This is a genomic window from Pseudomonas sp. LB-090624, from assembly GCF_003205205.1.
Classification (GTDB): domain Bacteria; phylum Pseudomonadota; class Gammaproteobacteria; order Pseudomonadales; family Pseudomonadaceae; genus Aquipseudomonas.
In genome coordinates this window covers 1-17,336 of sequence record NZ_QJRL01000011.1, presented here as the reverse complement: position 1 = coordinate 17,336, position 17,336 = coordinate 1, and the positions used below count along the sequence as shown (strand labels likewise).

The 17,336-nt window shown below is 62.2% G+C and carries 21 protein-coding genes; 12 read left to right on the top strand and 9 right to left on the bottom strand.

Annotation, left to right across the window (positions count from 1 at the left end):
* Nucleotide 1: 1 nt before the first annotated feature.
* The 8 genes from ptsN to DMX11_RS12845 form a co-directional block, all read right to left on the bottom strand.
* On the bottom strand, nt 2-466 hold the full coding sequence (gene ptsN / locus DMX11_RS12880) for a PTS IIA-like nitrogen regulatory protein PtsN (protein WP_110744873.1): 465 nt from the start codon (nt 464-466) through the stop codon (nt 2-4).
* A 12-nt stretch (nt 467-478) separates the two neighbouring features.
* Nucleotides 479-787, bottom strand: coding sequence for a ribosome hibernation-promoting factor, HPF/YfiA family (gene hpf, locus DMX11_RS12875; RefSeq protein ID WP_003255135.1), 309 nt, complete (start codon nt 785-787; stop codon nt 479-481).
* A 79-nt stretch (nt 788-866) separates the two neighbouring features.
* Nucleotides 867-2,360, bottom strand: coding sequence for an RNA polymerase factor sigma-54 (locus tag DMX11_RS12870; RefSeq protein ID WP_110744872.1), 1,494 nt, complete (start codon nt 2,358-2,360; stop codon nt 867-869).
* A gap of 176 nt (nt 2,361-2,536) precedes the next feature.
* On the bottom strand, nt 2,537-3,262 hold the full coding sequence (lptB, locus tag DMX11_RS12865; RefSeq protein WP_110744871.1) for an LPS export ABC transporter ATP-binding protein: 726 nt from the start codon (nt 3,260-3,262) through the stop codon (nt 2,537-2,539).
* Complete coding sequence (gene lptA, locus DMX11_RS12860; RefSeq protein ID WP_063911362.1) at nt 3,263-3,787, bottom strand: lipopolysaccharide transport periplasmic protein LptA; 525 nt, start codon at nt 3,785-3,787, stop codon at nt 3,263-3,265.
* Nucleotides 3,774-4,346: an LPS export ABC transporter periplasmic protein LptC gene (lptC, locus tag DMX11_RS12855; protein WP_110744870.1), complete on the bottom strand. Its 573-nt coding sequence runs from the start codon at nt 4,344-4,346 to the stop codon at nt 3,774-3,776. The genes lptA and lptC overlap by 14 nt, the downstream gene beginning before the upstream one ends.
* 8 nt (nt 4,347-4,354) lie before the next feature.
* Nucleotides 4,355-4,879, bottom strand: coding sequence for an HAD family hydrolase (locus tag DMX11_RS12850; RefSeq protein ID WP_110744869.1), 525 nt, complete (start codon nt 4,877-4,879; stop codon nt 4,355-4,357).
* Nucleotides 4,880-4,890: 11 nt separating this feature from the next.
* Nucleotides 4,891-5,865, bottom strand: coding sequence for an SIS domain-containing protein (locus DMX11_RS12845; protein WP_110744868.1), 975 nt, complete (start codon nt 5,863-5,865; stop codon nt 4,891-4,893).
* A 250-nt stretch (nt 5,866-6,115) separates the two neighbouring features.
* On the opposite strand from DMX11_RS12845, the gene DMX11_RS12840 reads away from it, so the two are divergent.
* The 10 genes from DMX11_RS12840 (at nt 6,116) to hisC (ending at nt 14,040) form a co-directional block, all read left to right on the top strand.
* Nucleotides 6,116-6,925, top strand: coding sequence for an ATP-binding cassette domain-containing protein (locus DMX11_RS12840; RefSeq protein ID WP_110744867.1), 810 nt, complete (start codon nt 6,116-6,118; stop codon nt 6,923-6,925).
* A complete protein-coding gene (gene mlaE, locus DMX11_RS12835; RefSeq protein ID WP_110744866.1) occupies nt 6,925-7,722 on the top strand; it encodes a lipid asymmetry maintenance ABC transporter permease subunit MlaE in 798 nt (265 codons plus the stop codon). The genes DMX11_RS12840 and mlaE overlap by 1 nt, the downstream gene beginning before the upstream one ends.
* Nucleotides 7,722-8,207: an outer membrane lipid asymmetry maintenance protein MlaD gene (gene mlaD, locus DMX11_RS12830; RefSeq protein WP_010952152.1), complete on the top strand. Its 486-nt coding sequence runs from the start codon at nt 7,722-7,724 to the stop codon at nt 8,205-8,207. The genes mlaE and mlaD overlap by 1 nt, the downstream gene beginning before the upstream one ends.
* 9 nt (nt 8,208-8,216) lie before the next feature.
* Nucleotides 8,217-8,864: a phospholipid-binding protein MlaC gene (locus DMX11_RS12825; protein ID WP_110744865.1), complete on the top strand. Its 648-nt coding sequence runs from the start codon at nt 8,217-8,219 to the stop codon at nt 8,862-8,864.
* A complete protein-coding gene (locus DMX11_RS12820; RefSeq protein WP_110744864.1) occupies nt 8,861-9,163 on the top strand; it encodes a lipid asymmetry maintenance protein MlaB in 303 nt (100 codons plus the stop codon). Before DMX11_RS12825 ends, DMX11_RS12820 begins: the two co-directional genes overlap by 4 nt.
* Nucleotides 9,164-9,280: 117 nt before the next feature.
* Complete coding sequence (locus tag DMX11_RS12815) at nt 9,281-9,520, top strand: BolA family protein (RefSeq protein WP_003255121.1); 240 nt, start codon at nt 9,281-9,283, stop codon at nt 9,518-9,520.
* 23 nt (nt 9,521-9,543) lie between these two features.
* A complete protein-coding gene (gene murA, locus DMX11_RS12810; protein WP_110744863.1) occupies nt 9,544-10,809 on the top strand; it encodes a UDP-N-acetylglucosamine 1-carboxyvinyltransferase in 1,266 nt (421 codons plus the stop codon).
* Between the two features lie 91 nt (nt 10,810-10,900).
* Complete coding sequence (gene hisG, locus DMX11_RS12805; protein WP_110744862.1) at nt 10,901-11,536, top strand: ATP phosphoribosyltransferase; 636 nt, start codon at nt 10,901-10,903, stop codon at nt 11,534-11,536.
* A 129-nt stretch (nt 11,537-11,665) separates the two neighbouring features.
* On the top strand, nt 11,666-12,991 hold the full coding sequence (gene hisD, locus DMX11_RS12800; RefSeq protein WP_110744861.1) for a histidinol dehydrogenase: 1,326 nt from the start codon (nt 11,666-11,668) through the stop codon (nt 12,989-12,991).
* Between the two features lie 2 nt (nt 12,992-12,993).
* Complete coding sequence (gene hisC, locus DMX11_RS12795; RefSeq protein WP_110744860.1) at nt 12,994-14,040, top strand: histidinol-phosphate transaminase; 1,047 nt, start codon at nt 12,994-12,996, stop codon at nt 14,038-14,040.
* Between the two features lie 71 nt (nt 14,041-14,111).
* Here the strand turns inward: hisC and DMX11_RS12790 are convergent, their stop codons facing one another.
* The gene (locus DMX11_RS12790; protein ID WP_110744859.1) at nt 14,112-15,296 is read right to left on the bottom strand and encodes an alkaline phosphatase family protein; all 1,185 of its coding nucleotides are present in this window, start codon (nt 15,294-15,296) and stop codon (nt 14,112-14,114) included.
* A gap of 139 nt (nt 15,297-15,435) precedes the next feature.
* On the opposite strand from DMX11_RS12790, the gene DMX11_RS12785 reads away from it, so the two are divergent.
* Together DMX11_RS12785 and DMX11_RS12780 are read left to right on the top strand one after the other, a co-directional pair.
* On the top strand, nt 15,436-16,086 hold the full coding sequence (locus DMX11_RS12785; protein ID WP_110744858.1) for a FadR/GntR family transcriptional regulator: 651 nt from the start codon (nt 15,436-15,438) through the stop codon (nt 16,084-16,086).
* A 13-nt stretch (nt 16,087-16,099) separates the two neighbouring features.
* A partial coding sequence (locus DMX11_RS12780; protein ID WP_110744857.1) for an MFS transporter occupies nt 16,100-17,336 on the top strand: 1,237 nt, incomplete at its 3' end.

The window sequence follows — 17,336 nt, the reverse complement described above, 5'->3', positions numbered from 1 at the left end:
GTCAATGCTCGTTCTGTACGTCCAGGACAACCTGGAACAGGGCCTCACTGCTGGTGGCCGCACGCAGGCGATCGCGGACCTCCTTGCGATCGAGCATGCTGGCGATCTGGCGCAGCAGTTCCAGATGCGCATCGGTGGCGGCCTCAGGCACCAGCAGGACAAACAGCAGGTCCACCGGCGCGCCATCAATGGCGTCGTAATCGATTGGGGCCTCCAGGTGCAGCAGGGCGCTGACCGGGGCGGAGCATCCTTCAAGGCGGCAGTGTGGGATGGCAATGCCGTTGCCGAAACCGGTCGAACCGAGTTTTTCCCGGGCGACCAGTTTTTCGAAGACGACTTGCATCTCCAGTTCGGGTACTTGGTCGGCGATGACGGTGGCGACCTTTTCCAGGGCGCGCTTCTTGCTGCCGCCCGGCACGTTCACAAGGGAACGGCCGGGGGTCAGGATGGTTTCAAGTCGGATCATGGATGAGGGGGATCAGCGGGCAGCTGCACCTTGCAGCAAGCTTTGCTGTTTTTCCTTGTGTTTTTTCAGTTGGCGGTCGAGCTTGTCGGCCAAGGCGTCGATCGCTGCATACATGTCTTCGTGTTCGGCGTTGGCTACCACTTCACCGCCGGGAATCTGCAGGGTCGCCTCGACCTTCTGCTGCAGCTTCTCGACCTTCATGATGACCTGCACGTTGGTGATCTTGTCGAAGTGACTTTCCACGCGGGCGAGCTTTTCAAGCACGTAATCGCGCAGTGGCTGGGTGACTTCTACATGCTGTCCACTGATATTGACTTGCATACAGCTTCTCCTTTGTTGCCCGTGCATAAAGAGGCAGGTATTGCACCTGCCCCACAAACGCTGTGGCACATCCCAGGGGCTACATCAGTCGCTTGCGCTCGCTCGACGGTGCGATGCCGAGGGACTCGCGGTACTTGGCGACGGTGCGACGGGCTACCTGGATGCCTTGTGCCTCCAGTAAACCAGCGATCTTGCTGTCACTCAATGGCTTTTTCTGATTTTCCGCCGCAACCAGTTTCTTGATGATCGCGCGGATCGCCGTGGACGAGCATTCTCCGCCTTCTGCGGTGCTCACGTGGCTGGAGAAAAAGTATTTCAGTTCGTAGATGCCACGCGGGGTATGCATGTATTTCTGCGTGGTAACCCGCGAAATGGTCGACTCGTGCATGCCCACTGCCTCGGCGATGTCATGCAGCACCAACGGCTTCATGGCTTCGTCGCCGTGGTCGAGGAAGCCACGCTGGTGCTCGACGATTTGCGTGGCCACCTTCATCAGGGTTTCATTGCGGCTTTGCAGGCTCTTGATGAACCAGCGCGCTTCCTGCAGCTGGTTGCGCATGAACGTGTTGTCTGCGCTGGTGTCTGCTCGGCGCACGAAACCGGCGTACTGCGGGTTGACGCGCAGGCGCGGGATGGCTTCCTGGTTCAGCTCGACCAGCCAGCGATCGCTGTCCTTGCGCACGATCACATCAGGTACCACGTATTCGGGTTCGCTGGACTCGATCTGCGAACCGGGGCGCGGGTTAAGACTTTGCACCAGCTCGATCACCTGGCGCAGCTCGTCTTCCTTGATTTTCATGCGCCGCATCAGCTGGCTGTAGTCACGGCTGCCGAGCAGGTCGATGAAGTCGGTGACCAGGCGCTTGGCTTCGCTCATCCACGGGGTATTGGCGGGCAGCTGGCGCAGTTGCAGCAGCAGGCATTCGCCCAGATTACGGGCGCCGACGCCGGCCGGTTCGAACTGCTGGATGCGGTGAAGCACCGCTTCGACCTCGTCCAGCTCGATATCCAGCTCCGGGTCGAAGCCCGCGCAGATCTCCTCGAGGGTGTCTTCCAGATAGCCCTGGCCGTTGATGCTGTCGATCAGGGTCACGGCGATCAGCCGGTCGGTGTCGGACATCGGGGCCAGGTTCAGTTGCCACAGCAGGTGGCTTTGTAAGCTTTCGCCGGCCGATGTGCGGGTGGTGAAGTCCCACTCGTCGTCATCGTTGCTCGGCAGGCTGCTGGCACTGGTCTGGTAGATGTCTTCCCAGGCGGTGTCGACCGGAAGCTCGTTGGGGATACGCTCGCTCCACTCACCGTCTTCCAGGTTGTCGGCACTCACGGTGCTTTCCTGGAAGCTGTTGTCCTGGACTTCGGCGGCCGGCTTGTTCTCGGCGTTGTCCGCCATCGGGTCGCTATTGTCGAAGTCGTCGCCGTCTTCCTGACGTTCGAGCATCGGGTTCGACTCCAGCGCTTCCTGGATTTCCTGTTGGAGGTCCAGGGTGGAGAGCTGGAGCAGGCGGATGGCCTGTTGCAACTGCGGTGTCATCGTCAGTTGCTGGCCCATTTTTAGGACGAGCGATGGTTTCATGGCTGGGGCTTAATACCTTGTTCGCCGGCGCGCATGCGCCATCCACTACACGAGGGCGCCGGGGCGCCAGATCAAGCAAGTTTTATGCCTTAAATTGTAGCGTTTGCCTAGAGTACCGTAACAACTTTAGCCCGGGTCTCGGGGCTAATAGCCAGTACTCCAGGCCCATGCCAGGGTCAGAGGCGGAACTCGTGGCCCAGGTAAACCTCTTTGACCAGATCGTTGGCCAGGATGGTTTCGGCGTCGCCTTCGGCGATTAGCCGGCCATCGTTGACGATATAGGCGGTTTCGCAGATATCCAGTGTCTCGCGGACGTTGTGGTCGGTGATCAATACGCCGATGCCCTTGGCCTTGAGGTGGTGGATGATCTGCTTGATGTCGCCGACCGAGATCGGGTCGACACCGGCAAAGGGTTCGTCCAGCAAGATGAATTTGGGCGCGGTCGCCAGTGCGCGGGCAATCTCGACGCGGCGGCGTTCACCGCCGGACAGGCTCATGCCGAGGTTGTCGCGGATATGGCTGATGTGGAACTCCTGCAGCAGGCTTTCCAGCTCTTTGCGCCGGCCGTCGCGGTCGAGGTCCTTGCGGGTCTCGAGGATGGCCATGATGTTATCGGCCACCGACAGCTTGCGGAAAATCGACGCTTCCTGCGGCAGGTAGCCGATGCCGGCGCGGGCACGGCCGTGCATGGGCTGATGGCTGACATCGAGGCTATCGATCAGCACCCGGCCCTGTTCGGCCTGGACCAGCCCGACGATCATGTAGAAGCAGGTGGTCTTGCCGGCGCCGTTGGGGCCGAGCAGGCCGACGATCTGACCGCTGTCGATTGACAGGCTGACGTCACGTACCACCTGTCGACCCTTGTAGCTCTTGGCCAGGTGCTGGGCTTTGAGGGTTGCCATTTACTCGGCCTTCTTCTTGGGCTGGATCACCATGTCGATACGCTGACGCGGTGAGGTCACGTTGCCACCACGACCGGCGGTCGCCACCTGGGTCTGGGTGTTGTAGACGATTTTCTCGCCCTCGGTGGTGTTGCCTTCGTTTTCGACCTTGGCGCGATCGGTAAGGATCACCAGGTCTTTTTGCGACTGGTACTGGATGGTTACGCCCCAGCCTTTCATCTTGTCCGGCTTGGCCGCGCTCTGCTGCTGCTCGAAGTAGGCCAGGTTGCCCACCGAGGTCACCACGTCGATATCGCCAGAGGCGGAGCGAGTGATGGTCACGGTGTTGCCTTTGATCATCATCGAACCCTGGGTGATGATCACATCGCCGGTGTAGGTGGCCACGCCTTGCTTGTCATCCAGGTGGGCATTATCGGCCTGGATGCGAATAGGCTGGTCACGGTCATTCGGCAGGGCGAGGGCGCTCGCGCTTCCCAATGCTGCGCTCAGGCTGAGCAAAAGGGGGAGGGTTTTAACGAGCCTCATACTGTCCTCTTACGTTAGAGAGCAAGTCCATCTTGCCTTCTTTCAAATACGCTTTCATTCCTTTGCCCGTAGTTGTGCCACCGGCGCCGTCGATTCTAACGGCTTGCTCGGTCTGCGCATATTGCTTCTGCGGGAACACGGTCATGCGTGAGCTGGTAATGATGGTTTCGCGCTGTTTTTCGTCAGTGCGGGCAACCCGTACGTTGTCGATCAGTTCGACCTCGGTACCGTCCGGGTTCACCTCGGCGCGGGTGCTCTGTACGTGCCACGGGAACTCGGTACCGCGATACAAGTGCAGGTCCGGGGTGGTCAGCAGGGTGATTTCACTGGCCTTGAGGTGTTCGACCTTGTCCGCGGTCATTTCATACTGCAGTTTGCCATCTGGCAGGAACTGCAGGCTGTGGGCATTGATGGCGTAGTAGTCGATGGCGCTTTCGTCGACCTGGGCCACTGGCTTGTCGAGGAAGCTTTCCGGGCTGACATTCCAGTAGCCAATGGCTACCAGCAGGGCGGCGATCGCCCCGAGCAGCACGATGTTTCGGGCTTTCTTGCTGAACATGGGCAGCCTTACAGGTAGTTGGCGTTGGCAGCGTCCAGGGTACCCTGGGCCTGCATGATCAGTTCGCAGAATTCACGGGCCGCGCCTTCGCCGCCCCGTGCCTGGGTCACGCCGTGGGCGTGCTGGCGTACGAACGGCGCGGCATTGGCGACTGCCATGCCCAGTGCTACCCGGCGAATAACTGGCAGGTCGGGCAGGTCGTCACCCAGATAGGCCACTTGATCATAGCTTAGGCCCAGTTCGGCGAGCAGGCCGTCAAGCACCACCAATTTGTCCTCGCGGCCCTGGTACAGGTGCGGTATGCCGAGGTTCTTCGCCCGGCGCTCGACCACTGGGGTCTTGCGCCCACTGATGATCGCGGTGGTCACGCCGGAATTCATGAGCATCTTGATGCCCTGGCCGTCGAGCGTGTTGAAGGTCTTGAATTCGCTGCCGTCCTCGAGGAAGTACAGGCGCCCGTCGGTGAGCACGCCGTCCACGTCGAACACTGCCAGCTTGATGCTCTTGCCGCGTTGCATGAGGTCCTGGTTCATTCCATCGCTCCTTACATCACGCCAGCGCGCAGCAGGTCGTGCATGTTCAGGGCGCCGGTAGGGCGGTCCTCGCGGTCCACCACCACCAGCGCGCCGATCTTGTGGTCTTCCATGATTTTCAGGGCCTCGGCGGCGAGCATCTCGGCCCGCGCGGTCTTGCCATGAACGGTCATGACCTGGTCGATCAGGGTAGTGTGTACATCGATGTTGCGGTCCAGGCTGCGACGCAGATCGCCGTCGGTGAAGATTCCGGCCAGTTTGCCATCGGCTTCGACGATCACGGTCATGCCCAGGCCTTTGCGGGACATTTCCAGCAGTGCGTCCTTGAGCAGGGTGCCGCGCGGTACCTGAGGCAGTTCGTCGCCGGCGTGCATCACGTTCTCGACCTTCAGCAGCAGGCGCCGGCCCAGCGCACCGCCAGGGTGCGAGAAGGCGAAGTCCTCGGCGGTGAAACCGCGGGCCTCGAGCAGGGCGATGGCCAGGCAGTCGCCCAGCACCAGCGATGCGGTGGTCGAGGAAGTGGGCGCCAGGTTCAGCGGGCAAGCCTCTTGCTCGACGCGGGCGTCAAGGTTGACCTCGGCGGCCTGGGCCAGCGGCGAATCGGGGTTGCCGGTCAGGCTGATCAGCTTGATGCCCAGGCGCTTGATCAGTGGCAGCAGGGTGACGATTTCGGCAGTGCTGCCGGAATTCGACAGGGCAAGGATGACATCGTCGCGGGTGATCATACCCATGTCGCCATGGCTGGCTTCGGCCGGATGCACGAAAAACGCCGGAGTACCGGTGCTGGCCAGGGTCGCGGCGATCTTGTTGCCGATGTGCCCGGACTTGCCCATGCCGACCACGACGACCCGGCCCTTGCTGGCCAGGATCAGTTCGCAGGCCTTGACGAAATTGTCGTCGATGCGCGCCAGCAGGCCCTCTACGGCCTCGAGTTCCAGGCGCAGGGTGCGTTGGGCGGATTGGATCAGCTCGCTGGATTGGCTCATGTCGAAAAAGCAATGCCTGATGAAAAGGCGGCGATTATAGCCGCAATGTAAGAAACCCTCACGCTTTCGATTGCCACAGGTAAAACACCTGCCTGCCTGTCGCGGCGCTGAACGACCTCGTTGCCCGGCCTTGGGGCGGCGCTGTCAGCGGTGCTATAGTTCGCCGCTATTCGGCCTGTCAGGGGTGCGTGTGCCTTCCAGATGGAGGCCGGCGTCCATATGGACGAGGCTGCATCAGCAAGGAGTCTAGATGAGTGTGGATAGCGCCTACGCGGTCGAGTTGAAGGGTGTTACCTTCAAACGCGGTTCGCGCAGCATTTTCAGCAACGTCGACATTCGCATCCCGCGCGGCAAGGTCACCGGTATCATGGGGCCATCGGGTTGCGGTAAGACCACGTTGCTCCGCCTGATGGGCGCGCAGCTGCGCCCCTCCGGTGGTGAGGTATGGGTTGCCGGGCAGAACCTGCCGACGCTGTCGCGCAGTGACCTGTTCGACGCCCGCAAGCAAATGGGGGTGCTGTTCCAGAGCGGTGCGCTGTTCACCGACCTCGATGTGTTCGAGAACGTTGCGTTCCCGTTGCGCGTGCATACGCAGCTGTCGGACGAAATGATCCGTGACATCGTGTTGATGAAGCTGCAGGCGGTGGGCCTGCGCGGTGCCATCGACCTGATGCCCGACGAGCTGTCCGGTGGCATGAAGCGCCGTGTCGCCCTGGCCCGGGCGATTGCGCTGGACCCGCAGATTCTCATGTACGACGAACCGTTCGTCGGCCAGGACCCTATTGCCATGGGCGTTCTGGTGCGCCTCATCCGCCTGCTCAACGATGCCTTGGGCATCACCAGCATCGTGGTTTCCCATGATCTGGCGGAAACCGCCAGTATCGCGGACTACATCTACGTGGTGGGTGATGGCCAGGTGCTGGGCCAGGGCACGCCTGACGAGCTGATGGGCTCGGACAACCCGCGGATTCGCCAGTTCATGAAAGGCGACCCGGACGGCCCGGTTCCCTTTCACTTTCCTGCGCCTGACTACCGCGCCGACCTGCTGGGGGCGCGTTGATGCGCAGAAAATCCTTACTCGAACGCGTCCGCCTGCTGGGCCGCTCGGCAATCGACGTGGTGGCGGTACTGGGGCGTTCCTGCCTGTTCCTGTTCCATGCACTGGTCGGCCGCGGCGGCATCGGCGGCGGCTTCCAGTTGCTGACCAAGCAGCTGTACTCGGTGGGCGTGCTGTCGCTGGCGATCGTCGTGGTGTCAGGCGTGTTCATCGGCATGGTGCTGGCGCTGCAGGGCTACAGCATCCTGACCAAGTACGGCTCGGAGCAGGCGGTGGGGCAGATGGTCGCCCTGACCCTGCTGCGTGAGCTTGGGCCGGTGGTGACAGCATTGCTGTTCGCCGGTCGCGCCGGTTCTGCCCTGACCGCCGAAATTGGCAACATGAAGTCCACCGAGCAACTGTCGAGCCTGGAAATGATCGGCGTCGACCCGCTCAAGTACATCGTTGCACCACGCCTGTGGGCTGGTTTCATCTCGCTGCCGTTGCTGGCGCTGATCTTCAGCGTGGTCGGCATCTGGGGCGGGTCGTGGGTGGCGGTGGACTGGCTGGGGGTCTACGAAGGCTCGTTCTGGGCCAACATGCAGAACAGTGTTTCTTTCACCGACGACGTGCTCAACGGCTTGATCAAGAGCCTGGTATTCGCCTTCGTCACGACCTGGATCGCCGTATTCCAGGGGTACGACTGCGAGCCCACCTCAGAAGGGATCAGCCGTGCCACCACCAAGACCGTGGTCTACGCCTCGTTGGCAGTGCTGGGTCTGGACTTTATTCTGACCGCCTTGATGTTTGGAGATTTCTGATGCAAAACCGCACCCTGGAAATCGGTGTCGGCCTGTTCCTCCTGGCCGGGATCCTGGCGCTGCTGCTGCTGGCCCTGCGTGTCAGCGGGCTGTCGGCCAGCCCGAGCAGCGATACCTATAAAGTTTATGCCTACTTCGACAATATCGCCGGTTTGACGGTCAGAGCTAAAGTGACCATGGCCGGCGTGACCATCGGCAAGGTCACCGCCATCGATCTGGACCGTGATTCCTACACCGGTCGGGTGACCTTGCAGCTGGACAAGTCGGTGGACAACCTGCCGACCGACTCCACTGCCTCGATCCTGACCGCTGGTCTGCTTGGCGAGAAGTACATCGGCATCAGCGTTGGCGGTGAGGACGAAGTGCTCAAGGACGGCGCGACCATCCACGACACCCAGTCGGCGCTGGTGCTGGAAGATCTGATTGGCAAGTTCCTGCTCAACTCCGTTGGCAAGGAACCGAAAGAAGCGCAACCGGCTAATTAAGGAGTTTCCATGATTTCGATCCTGCGACGTGGCCTGCTGGTTCTGCTGGCGGCCTTCCCCCTGCTGACCATGGCGGCGCAAACCCCGCACGATGTGGTTCAGGGCACCACCACTGAACTGCTCGGCGACCTCAAGGCCAACAAGGAACAGTACAAGTCCAACCCCAACGCCTTCTACGATGCGCTCAACCGCATTCTTGGCCCGGTGGTGGACGCGGACGGTATTTCCCGCAGCATCATGACCGTCAAGTACTCGCGCAAGGCTACCCCGGAGCAGATGCAGCGCTTCCAGGAAAACTTCAAGCGCAGCCTGATGCAGTTCTATGGCAACGCGCTGCTGGAGTACAACAACCAGGGCATCACCGTCGACCCGGCCAAGGCTGATGACGGCAAGCGTGCCAGCGTCGGCATGAAGGTCACCGGCAACAACGGTGCCGTATACCCGGTGCAGTACACCCTGGAAAACATCGCCGGCGAGTGGAAGGTGCGTAACGTCATCGTCAACGGCATCAATATCGGCAAGCTGTTCCGCGACCAGTTCGCCGATGCCATGCAGCGCAACGGCAACGACCTGGACAAGACCATCGACGGCTGGGCCGGCGAAGTGGCCAAGGCCAAGCAGACTGCCGACAGCTCGCCGGAGAAGACCGTCAAATGAGCGAGGCTGCCGTAAGCATGGCCGAGCCGGGGGTGTTGTGCCTGGCCGGCGTGCTGGACTTCCGCAGCGGGCCGGCCTTGCGCAAGCAAGGCAAGGCGCTGATCGCGGCTAGCCGTGACGCGCAACTGGTGCTCGATTGCACGGCAGTACAGCGCTCCACCAGTGTCGGCCTGTCGCTGCTGCTGGCGTTCATGCGTGATGCCCAGGCGGCCGGCAAGGCTTGCCAGGTGCGCGGCATGCCTGACGACATGCGTGAAATTGCCGAGGTCTATGACCTCGATGAAGTGCTGGCAACCTGATGGCCCGGCACGGATGATGGCCCCTCGGTCAGCGAAGCCCTCGTTGGGCTTCGCAGGCGAGGGGCTTTTTTGTATGATGGCCGACCCGTGCGCATCGGGCGCCGATTGAGGTTGAGCATGCAGGCCGTAGAAGTTAAAAGCTTCCTTGAAGAGAAATTGCCGGGTTCCCGGGTCGAAGTTGAAGGCGAAGGCTGCAACTTCCAGTTGAACGTGATCAGCGACGAGTTGGCTGGCCTGAGCCCGGTCAAACGCCAGCAGGCGATCTATGCTCACCTGAATCCGTGGATCGCCAATGGCAGCATCCATGCGGTAACCATGAAATTTTTCAGCAGCGCAGCCTGGGCTGAGCGCACCTGAGCCAACTTGGCGGCGAGATTCCAATGGACAAACTGATTATTACTGGCGGCGCTCGCCTTGACGGCGAGATCCGCATTTCGGGCGCGAAGAACGCAGCCCTGCCGATTCTGGCGGCGACCCTGCTGGCCGATGGCCCGGTCACCGTGGGCAACCTGCCACACCTGCACGACATCACCACCATGATCGAGCTGTTCGGCCGCATGGGCATCGAGCCGGTGATCGACGAAAAGCTGGCGGTGGAGATCGACCCGCGTACTATCAAGACCCTGGTCGCGCCTTACGAGCTGGTCAAGACCATGCGTGCCTCGATCCTGGTGCTGGGCCCTATGGTCGCTCGGTTCGGTGAGGCCGAAGTGGCCCTGCCTGGCGGTTGCGCCATTGGCTCGCGCCCGGTCGACCTGCACATCCGTGGCCTCGAAGCCATGGGCGCGAAGATCGAAGTCGAAGGCGGCTACATCAAGGCCAAGGCGCCGGAAGGTGGCCTGCGCGGTGCGCACTTCTTCTTCGATACCGTCAGCGTTACCGGTACCGAGAACATCATGATGGCCGCTGCCCTAGCCAAGGGCCGCAGCGTGCTGCAGAACGCCGCGCGCGAGCCTGAAGTGGTCGACCTGGCCAACTTCATCAACGCCATGGGCGGCAACATCCAGGGCGCTGGCACCGACACCATCACCATCGATGGCGTCGAGCGCCTGGCATCGGCCAGCTACCGCGTAATGCCTGACCGCATCGAAACCGGTACCTACCTGGTTGCCGCTGCCGTGACCGGTGGCCGCGTCAAGGTCAAGGACACCGACCCGACCATCCTTGAAGCGGTACTGGAAAAACTCAAGGAAGCCGGCGCCGACATCAACACCGGTGAAGACTGGATCGAGCTGGACATGCATGGCAAGCGGCCAAAAGCCGTCAACCTGCGCACCGCCCCGTACCCGGCATTCCCGACCGACATGCAGGCGCAGTTCATTTCGCTGAACGCCATTGCCGAGGGCACTGGTGCAGTCATCGAAACCATCTTCGAAAACCGCTTCATGCACGTGTACGAAATGCACCGCATGGGTGCGCAGATCCAGGTCGAAGGCAACACCGCCATCGTCACCGGGGTCAAGACGCTGAAGGGCGCCCCGGTGATGGCCACCGACCTGCGTGCTTCCGCCAGCCTGGTGCTGTCGGCGCTGGTAGCCGAAGGCGATACCCTGATCGACCGCATCTACCACATTGACCGTGGCTACGAGTGCATCGAAGAAAAACTGCAGATGCTCGGCGCGAAAATCCGCCGCGTACCGGGCTAGTAGCCCACTGGTGCATGGACGCACCATTCGAATTGAATGCGGCCAGGTCGATGACCTGGCCGGCAGTAGCCGCTTAAGGACCGACGTTCCAATGTTGACCATCGCGCTTTCCAAAGGCCGTATTCTCGACGATACCCTGCCGTTGCTGGCCGAGGCCGGCATCGTGCCGACCGAGAACCCGGACAAGAGCCGCAAACTGATCATCCCCACCACGCAGGCCGACGTGCGCCTGCTGATCGTGCGTGCCACCGACGTGCCGACCTATGTCGAGCATGGTGCCGCCGACCTGGGTGTGGCCGGCAAGGACGTGCTGATGGAGTATGGTGGCCAGGGCCTGTATGAGCCGCTGGACCTGCAGATTGCCCAGTGCAAGCTGATGACTGCCGGTGCAGTCGGTGCTGCCGAGCCCAAGGGCCGCCTCCGGGTCGCCACCAAGTTCGTCAACGTAGCCAAGCGCTACTACGCCGAACAGGGCCGTCAGGTCGACATCATCAAGCTGTATGGCTCGATGGAACTGGCACCGCTGATCAACCTCGCCGACAAGATCATCGACGTGGTCGACACTGGCAACACCCTGCGTGCCAACGGCCTGGAGCCCCAGGAACTGATCGCCACGATCAGCTCGCGCCTGGTGGTCAACAAGGCCTCCATGAAAATGCAGCATGCCCGTATTCAGAGCCTGATCGACACCCTGCGTGGGGCGGTCGAATCGCGACACCGCGGCTGATACCTCCTGCGCGCGACTCTCGCGGTCGCGCCCGTCTATCCGCGTCATAGCCATTTTTCTCGGGTGCCCGCGCGGATGGACTGGTAGCCTAGGGCGCCTGAGCATTCGTAAATAATCGAGGCCCTCGCCATGACCGTGTCCACTGCAATTGCCCGTCTCAATGCTGCTGATCCGGATTTCGCCCGACATCTGGATCATCTGCTGAGCTGGGAAAGTGTGTCCGATGACGCGGTGAACCAGCGCGTGCTCGATATCATCAAGGCTGTGCGTGAGCGCGGCGACGCTGCGCTGGTGGAATTTACCCAGCGTTTCGATGGTGTTGAGGCCAAGTCGATTGACGACCTGATCCTCAAGCGCGACCGGCTGGAGCTGGCGCTGACCCGCATTACCCCGGTGCAGCGCGAAGCCCTGGAAAAGGCCGCTGAGCGTGTGCGCATCTACCACGAGCGGCAGAAGCAGGATTCCTGGCAGTACACCGAAGCCGATGGCACCGTGCTGGGGCAGAAAGTCACGCCGTTGGACCGTGCCGGCCTGTATGTGCCGGGCGGCAAGGCGTCGTACCCGTCGTCGGTGCTGATGAACGCCATCCCGGCCAAGGTGGCCGGTGTAGCTGAAGTGGTGATGGTAGTGCCGACCCCACGTGGCGAGGTCAACGAGCTGGTGCTGGCTGCTGCGTGCATTGCCGGTGTCGATCGTGTGTTCACCGTCGGTGGTGCCCAGGCCGTCGCGGCGTTGGCCTACGGCACCGAGAGCGTGCCGCAGGTGGACAAGATCGTCGGCCCGGGCAACATCTACGTCGCCACTGCCAAGCGCCACGTATTTGGCCAGGTGGGCATCGACATGATCGCCGGCCCGTCCGAAATCCTGGTGGTGTGTGACGGCCAGACCGACCCGGACTGGATCGCCATGGACCTGTTCTCCCAGGCCGAGCACGATGAAGATGCCCAGGCCATCCTGGTCAGCCCGGATGCCGCCTTCCTCGACCGTGTTGCCGCCAGCATCGACAAGCTGATGCCGACCATGGAGCGCGCCGAAATCATCGAGAAGTCGATCAATGGCCGTGGCGCCCTGATCCAGGTGCGTGACATGCAGCAGGCCATCGAGGTCGCCAACCGCATTGCGCCAGAGCACCTGGAGCTGTCGGTAGCCGACCCGCAGGCCTGGCTGCCGCACATTCGCCACGCAGGCGCGATCTTCATGGGCCGCCACACCAGTGAAGCGCTGGGCGACTACTGCGCCGGCCCTAACCACGTACTGCCAACCTCCGGCACCGCGCGTTTCTCCTCGCCGCTGGGGGTGTATGACTTCCAGAAGCGTTCTTCGATCATCTTCTGCTCCGAACAGGGTGCGTCCGAGCTGGGCCACACTGCTTCGATCCTGGCCCGTGGCGAGTCGCTGACCGCCCACGCCCGCAGCGCTGAATACCGTATTCTGACCCAAGAGAAGGGGAACTGAGCATGAGTCGATTCTGGAGCCCCTTCGTCAAGGGCCTGGTGCCATACGTGCCGGGCGAGCAGCCCAAGCTGGCACGGTTGGTCAAGTTGAACACCAACGAAAACCCCTACGGCCCTTCGCCCAAGGCGCTGGAGGCCATGCGCGGCGAGCTGAACGATAACCTGCGGCTGTATCCGGACCCCAATGGTGACCGGCTTAAGCAGGCCGTGGCCGAATACTACGGTGTGACCAGCGCGCAGGTGTTTGTCGGCAATGGCTCGGACGAGGTGCTGGCGCACATCTTCCACGGCCTGTTCCAGCACGATGCACCACTGCTGTTCCCGGACATCAGCTACAGCTTCTATCCGGTCTACTGTGGGCTGTATGGCATCGCCTTCGAACAAGTAGCGCTGGACGAGCAGTTCCAGATCTGCATCGAAGACTACAACAAGCCCAATGCCGGCATCATCTTCCCCAACCCCAATGCACCCACCGGCTGCTTGATGCCGCTGCAGGCAGTGGAGCAGTTGCTGCAGGCCAACCGTGATTCGGTGGTGGTGGTGGATGAAGCCTACATCGATTTCGGTGGCGAAACCGCCATCAGCCTGGTCGACCGCTATGACAACCTGCTGGTTACCCAGACCCTGTCGAAGTCGCGCTCGCTGGCTGGCTTGCGGGTAGGCCTGGCAGTGGGGCATCCGGACCTGATCGAGGCGCTGGAGCGGATCAAGAACAGCTTCAACTCGTACCCGCTGGACCGTGCGGCAATCGTCGGTGCGGCAGTGGCGTTCGAAGACCGCGCTTACTTCGAGGAAACCTGCCGCAAGGTGATCGACAGCCGCGAGCTGTTGGTAACTCAATTGCAGGCCAAGGGCTTTGAAGTGCTGCCATCGGCTGCCAACTTCATCTTTGCTCGCCACCCGCAACAGGATGCCGCCGAACTGGCCGCGCGCCTGCGCGAGCAGGGCGTGATCGTGCGGCACTTCAAACAGGCGCGGATCGCCCAGTTCCTGCGCATCACCATCGGCACGCCAGAGATGAACCAGGCGCTGCTTGATGCGTTGAACTGACCGGCATCGCTTTCTGCTGTTACGCAGCCTTTTAGCGGTATAAGGCTGCTCCAGCAGAGAGCGCGCCCTGCTCAATAGCTGATTTCTTCTATGGCAAACGTCTTGGCCGCTGACCTGTTGCGTACCGCCAGCGGTGTACCGCCCAGCACCAGCGCGTAGTCGTTCTGCTTCTCCATGCCTTCAGGGTCGGTCCATTGCCCGGCCCTGGCTGCCACCTGGGCGACCACATGCCCATTCTTCAGTATCGTCAGGTAGCCATTGGCATCGCTGTTCCAGCGCAGTCGCCCCTTGTGCTCATCAGCCCGCGCCTTGCGCACGCCGGTATCACCGAGCAAGGGCGTGCCGTCCAATAGCCACTCCGGCTGCAACCGCAGGCCCATATGGCGTAACACAGTGGGCGCCACCGAGGTCTGCGCGGGAAGGCCGTACAGGTTGTCGGGCCCTGGCATTTCCGCGGGCACGCTCAGTTCGGTCAGTTCCTGATTCAGCGGTTTGTTGCTGGCGATGAAGATGCTTTTTTCCTGTTCTGAAGCGCCGCCGTGGCCTTTGCCCCAACAATCGCGGCCGTGATCGGTGCTGACGATCACCAGCCAGTCTTCCTGCGGGAACATGCGACGTCGCTGGTCTACCTTGTCCAGCAGCCGACCGATCTCGCTGTCAACCTTGCGCAATGCCTGTTGGTAACGCTCGCCGTACCCCTGGTTGTGCCCCACCTGGTCCGGCTCGTCCAGTTGAACGAAGGTGAAGTCTGCGGGCGTATCGGTGAGTACCTGCAAGGTGCGCTCGATCACTTGTGCATCCGTCAAACCACTTTCGCGCACGTCGGCGCCGTGGGCGTCTTCCAGCAGGAATGCCGTGTTGATGGGGTGCCAGTTGACGATGCTGGAGAGGTAGGCATTGGGCAAGGCAAGACGCAACCGCTTGAAGACGCTGGGAAATGCCGGGTTCACGCGCAGGGACTCGGCGTCCGAGTCGACGCCATGTTTGTTGCTCCAGACGCCTGTCAACAGCGTGACCCACCCGGGGCCGCTCAAGGTGGGCTGCTCACTGGCTTTGCCATTCTCGCCCCCGGCGTAGGCCCTGCCATGGTGCAGCCGCTGCTTCAGGTTGGTGGCGTCGCCCAACTCCAGGTATTCCCGCAGTTGTACGCCGTCCAGGCCGATGAACAACGCCTTGGGCCGGCTGGGTTGGCGGCTCGGTTCACAGCCAGGCAGCAGGGTCAGGAACAGCATTAGCAGCAGGCTTGCCAGTCGCATGTTGGTATCTTCCTGGGAGTACCCCGCGAGCGTTGCAATTCGCCTTGTCCAGCACAACTGGCAGAAATACCAGGCGGTTTGCGCTGTTGCCCGCTATCCAGTACCCTGAGCGAATTCATCGGATGATTGGTTGAATGGCATGACTAGTGAGTTGACCAAGCGTTCCTTGGTCGAACTGGCGGTGGAGCGCATGCGCGAGCGTATCGTGCTGGGCCACTGGCAGGTCGGCCAGCGTCTGCCGACCGAACCTGAACTCGCCCAGCAGCTGGGCATCAGCCGTAATACCGTGCGTGAGGCCATGCGCGTGCTGGCTTTCAGTGGCCTGGTCGAAATCCGCCAAGGCGATGGCAGTTACCTGCGCACGGCCCAGGATCCGTTGCAGGCGGTGCAGGCAATGTCCCGCTGCACAGCTGAGCAGGCCCGCGAAACCCGGCATATCCTCGAAGCCGAGGCCATTGGCCTGGCAGCGGTGCGGCGCACCGAGGCTGACCTGCAGGCGCTACGCGAGGCCCTGGCCGGCAGTGCCGGGCACTTTCACGGGGATGTCGATACCTATGTGGCCTGCGACCTGGTGTTCCACCAACGGTTGGTCGATGCCGCCCACAACCCGGCGTTAAGCGAGTTGTATCGCTACTTTTCCGGGGTGGTGGCTGCCGCGCTGCAACACAACATGGCCACCGTGCCACGCTGCCAGGCCACGTTCGACCTGCATGGGCAGATCCTCGACGCCATCGAGCAACGCGACGCGGAGCGGGCCAAGCGCCTGAGCCGTACCCTCATCGAATCCTGAACCCGAGAAGGCCATGGCTGAATTCATCACCCGCAAAACCCCGCAGAACCCGCGGGACCTCGAAGAGTTGCTGATCGACGCCGAGGCTGACGACGAGCAGGTTCAGCAGCAGCCCGCGCTGCCAAGGCGGCCATGGTTGCTGCTGCTGGGCCTGGTGCTGGTGGCGCTGAACCTGCGCCCGGCGCTGTCGAGCATGGCGCCGGTGCTGGGCCAGGTCTCCGATGGCCTGGGGCTGAATGCCTCGCAAGCGGGCTTGCTGACCACCTTGCCGGTGCTCTGCCTGGGCTTGTTTGCACCGCTGGCGCCTGTGTTGGCGCGGCGTTTTGGCAGCGAGCGGGTGATTCTCGGCATCCTCCTGACGCTGGCGCTGGGTATTCTGGTGCGAAGCACCTTCGGCGCCATTGGGGTGTTTCTCGGCAGCCTGATGGCGGGTGCCAGCATCGGTATTATCGGTGTGCTATTACCCGGGATCGTCAAGCGTGATTTCCCGCAGCATGCAGGTACGTTAACCGGTGTGTACACCATGGCCTTGTGCCTGGGCGCGGCCATGGCGGCAGGTGCCACCGTGCCTTTGGCCCAGCATTTCGATGGCAGTTGGGCGCTGGGCCTGGGCTTCTGGGTGTTGCCGGCCTTGCTGGCCATGCTGGTGTGGCTGCCACAGGCGCGCCAGGGGCATGGCCTGCACAAGGTGGCTTATCGCGTGCGTGGCCTGTGGCGCGACCCGCTGGCCTGGCAGGTTACCCTGTACATGGGCTTGCAGTCGTCGCTGGCCTACATCGTCTTTGGCTGGTTGCCCTCGATCCTGATCGGCCGTGGCCTGAGCCCGACCGAGGCAGGGCTGGTGCTATCGGGGTCGGTGATCGTGCAACTGATCAGCTCGCTCAGCGCGCCCTGGCTGGCCACCCGCGGCAATGACCAGCGCCTGGCGATCGTACTGGTCATGCTGACCACCCTGGCGGGGTTGTTCGGATGCCTGTATGCGCCACTTTCCGGACTGTGGGGGTGGGCGGTGGTGTTGGGCCTCGGGCAGGGCGGTACCTTCGCCTTGGCGCTGACCTTGATCGTGTTGCGCTCGAAGGACGCCCACGTTGCCGCGAACCTGTCGAGCATGGCCCAGGGCGTGGGTTACACGCTGGCGTCGATGGGGCCGTTTGCGGTGGGGTTGGTGCATGACCTGACCGGGGGATGGGCGGCGCTGGGCTGGATTTTTGCTGTGCTTGGGATAGGTGCCATTGTGTATGGGCTAGAGG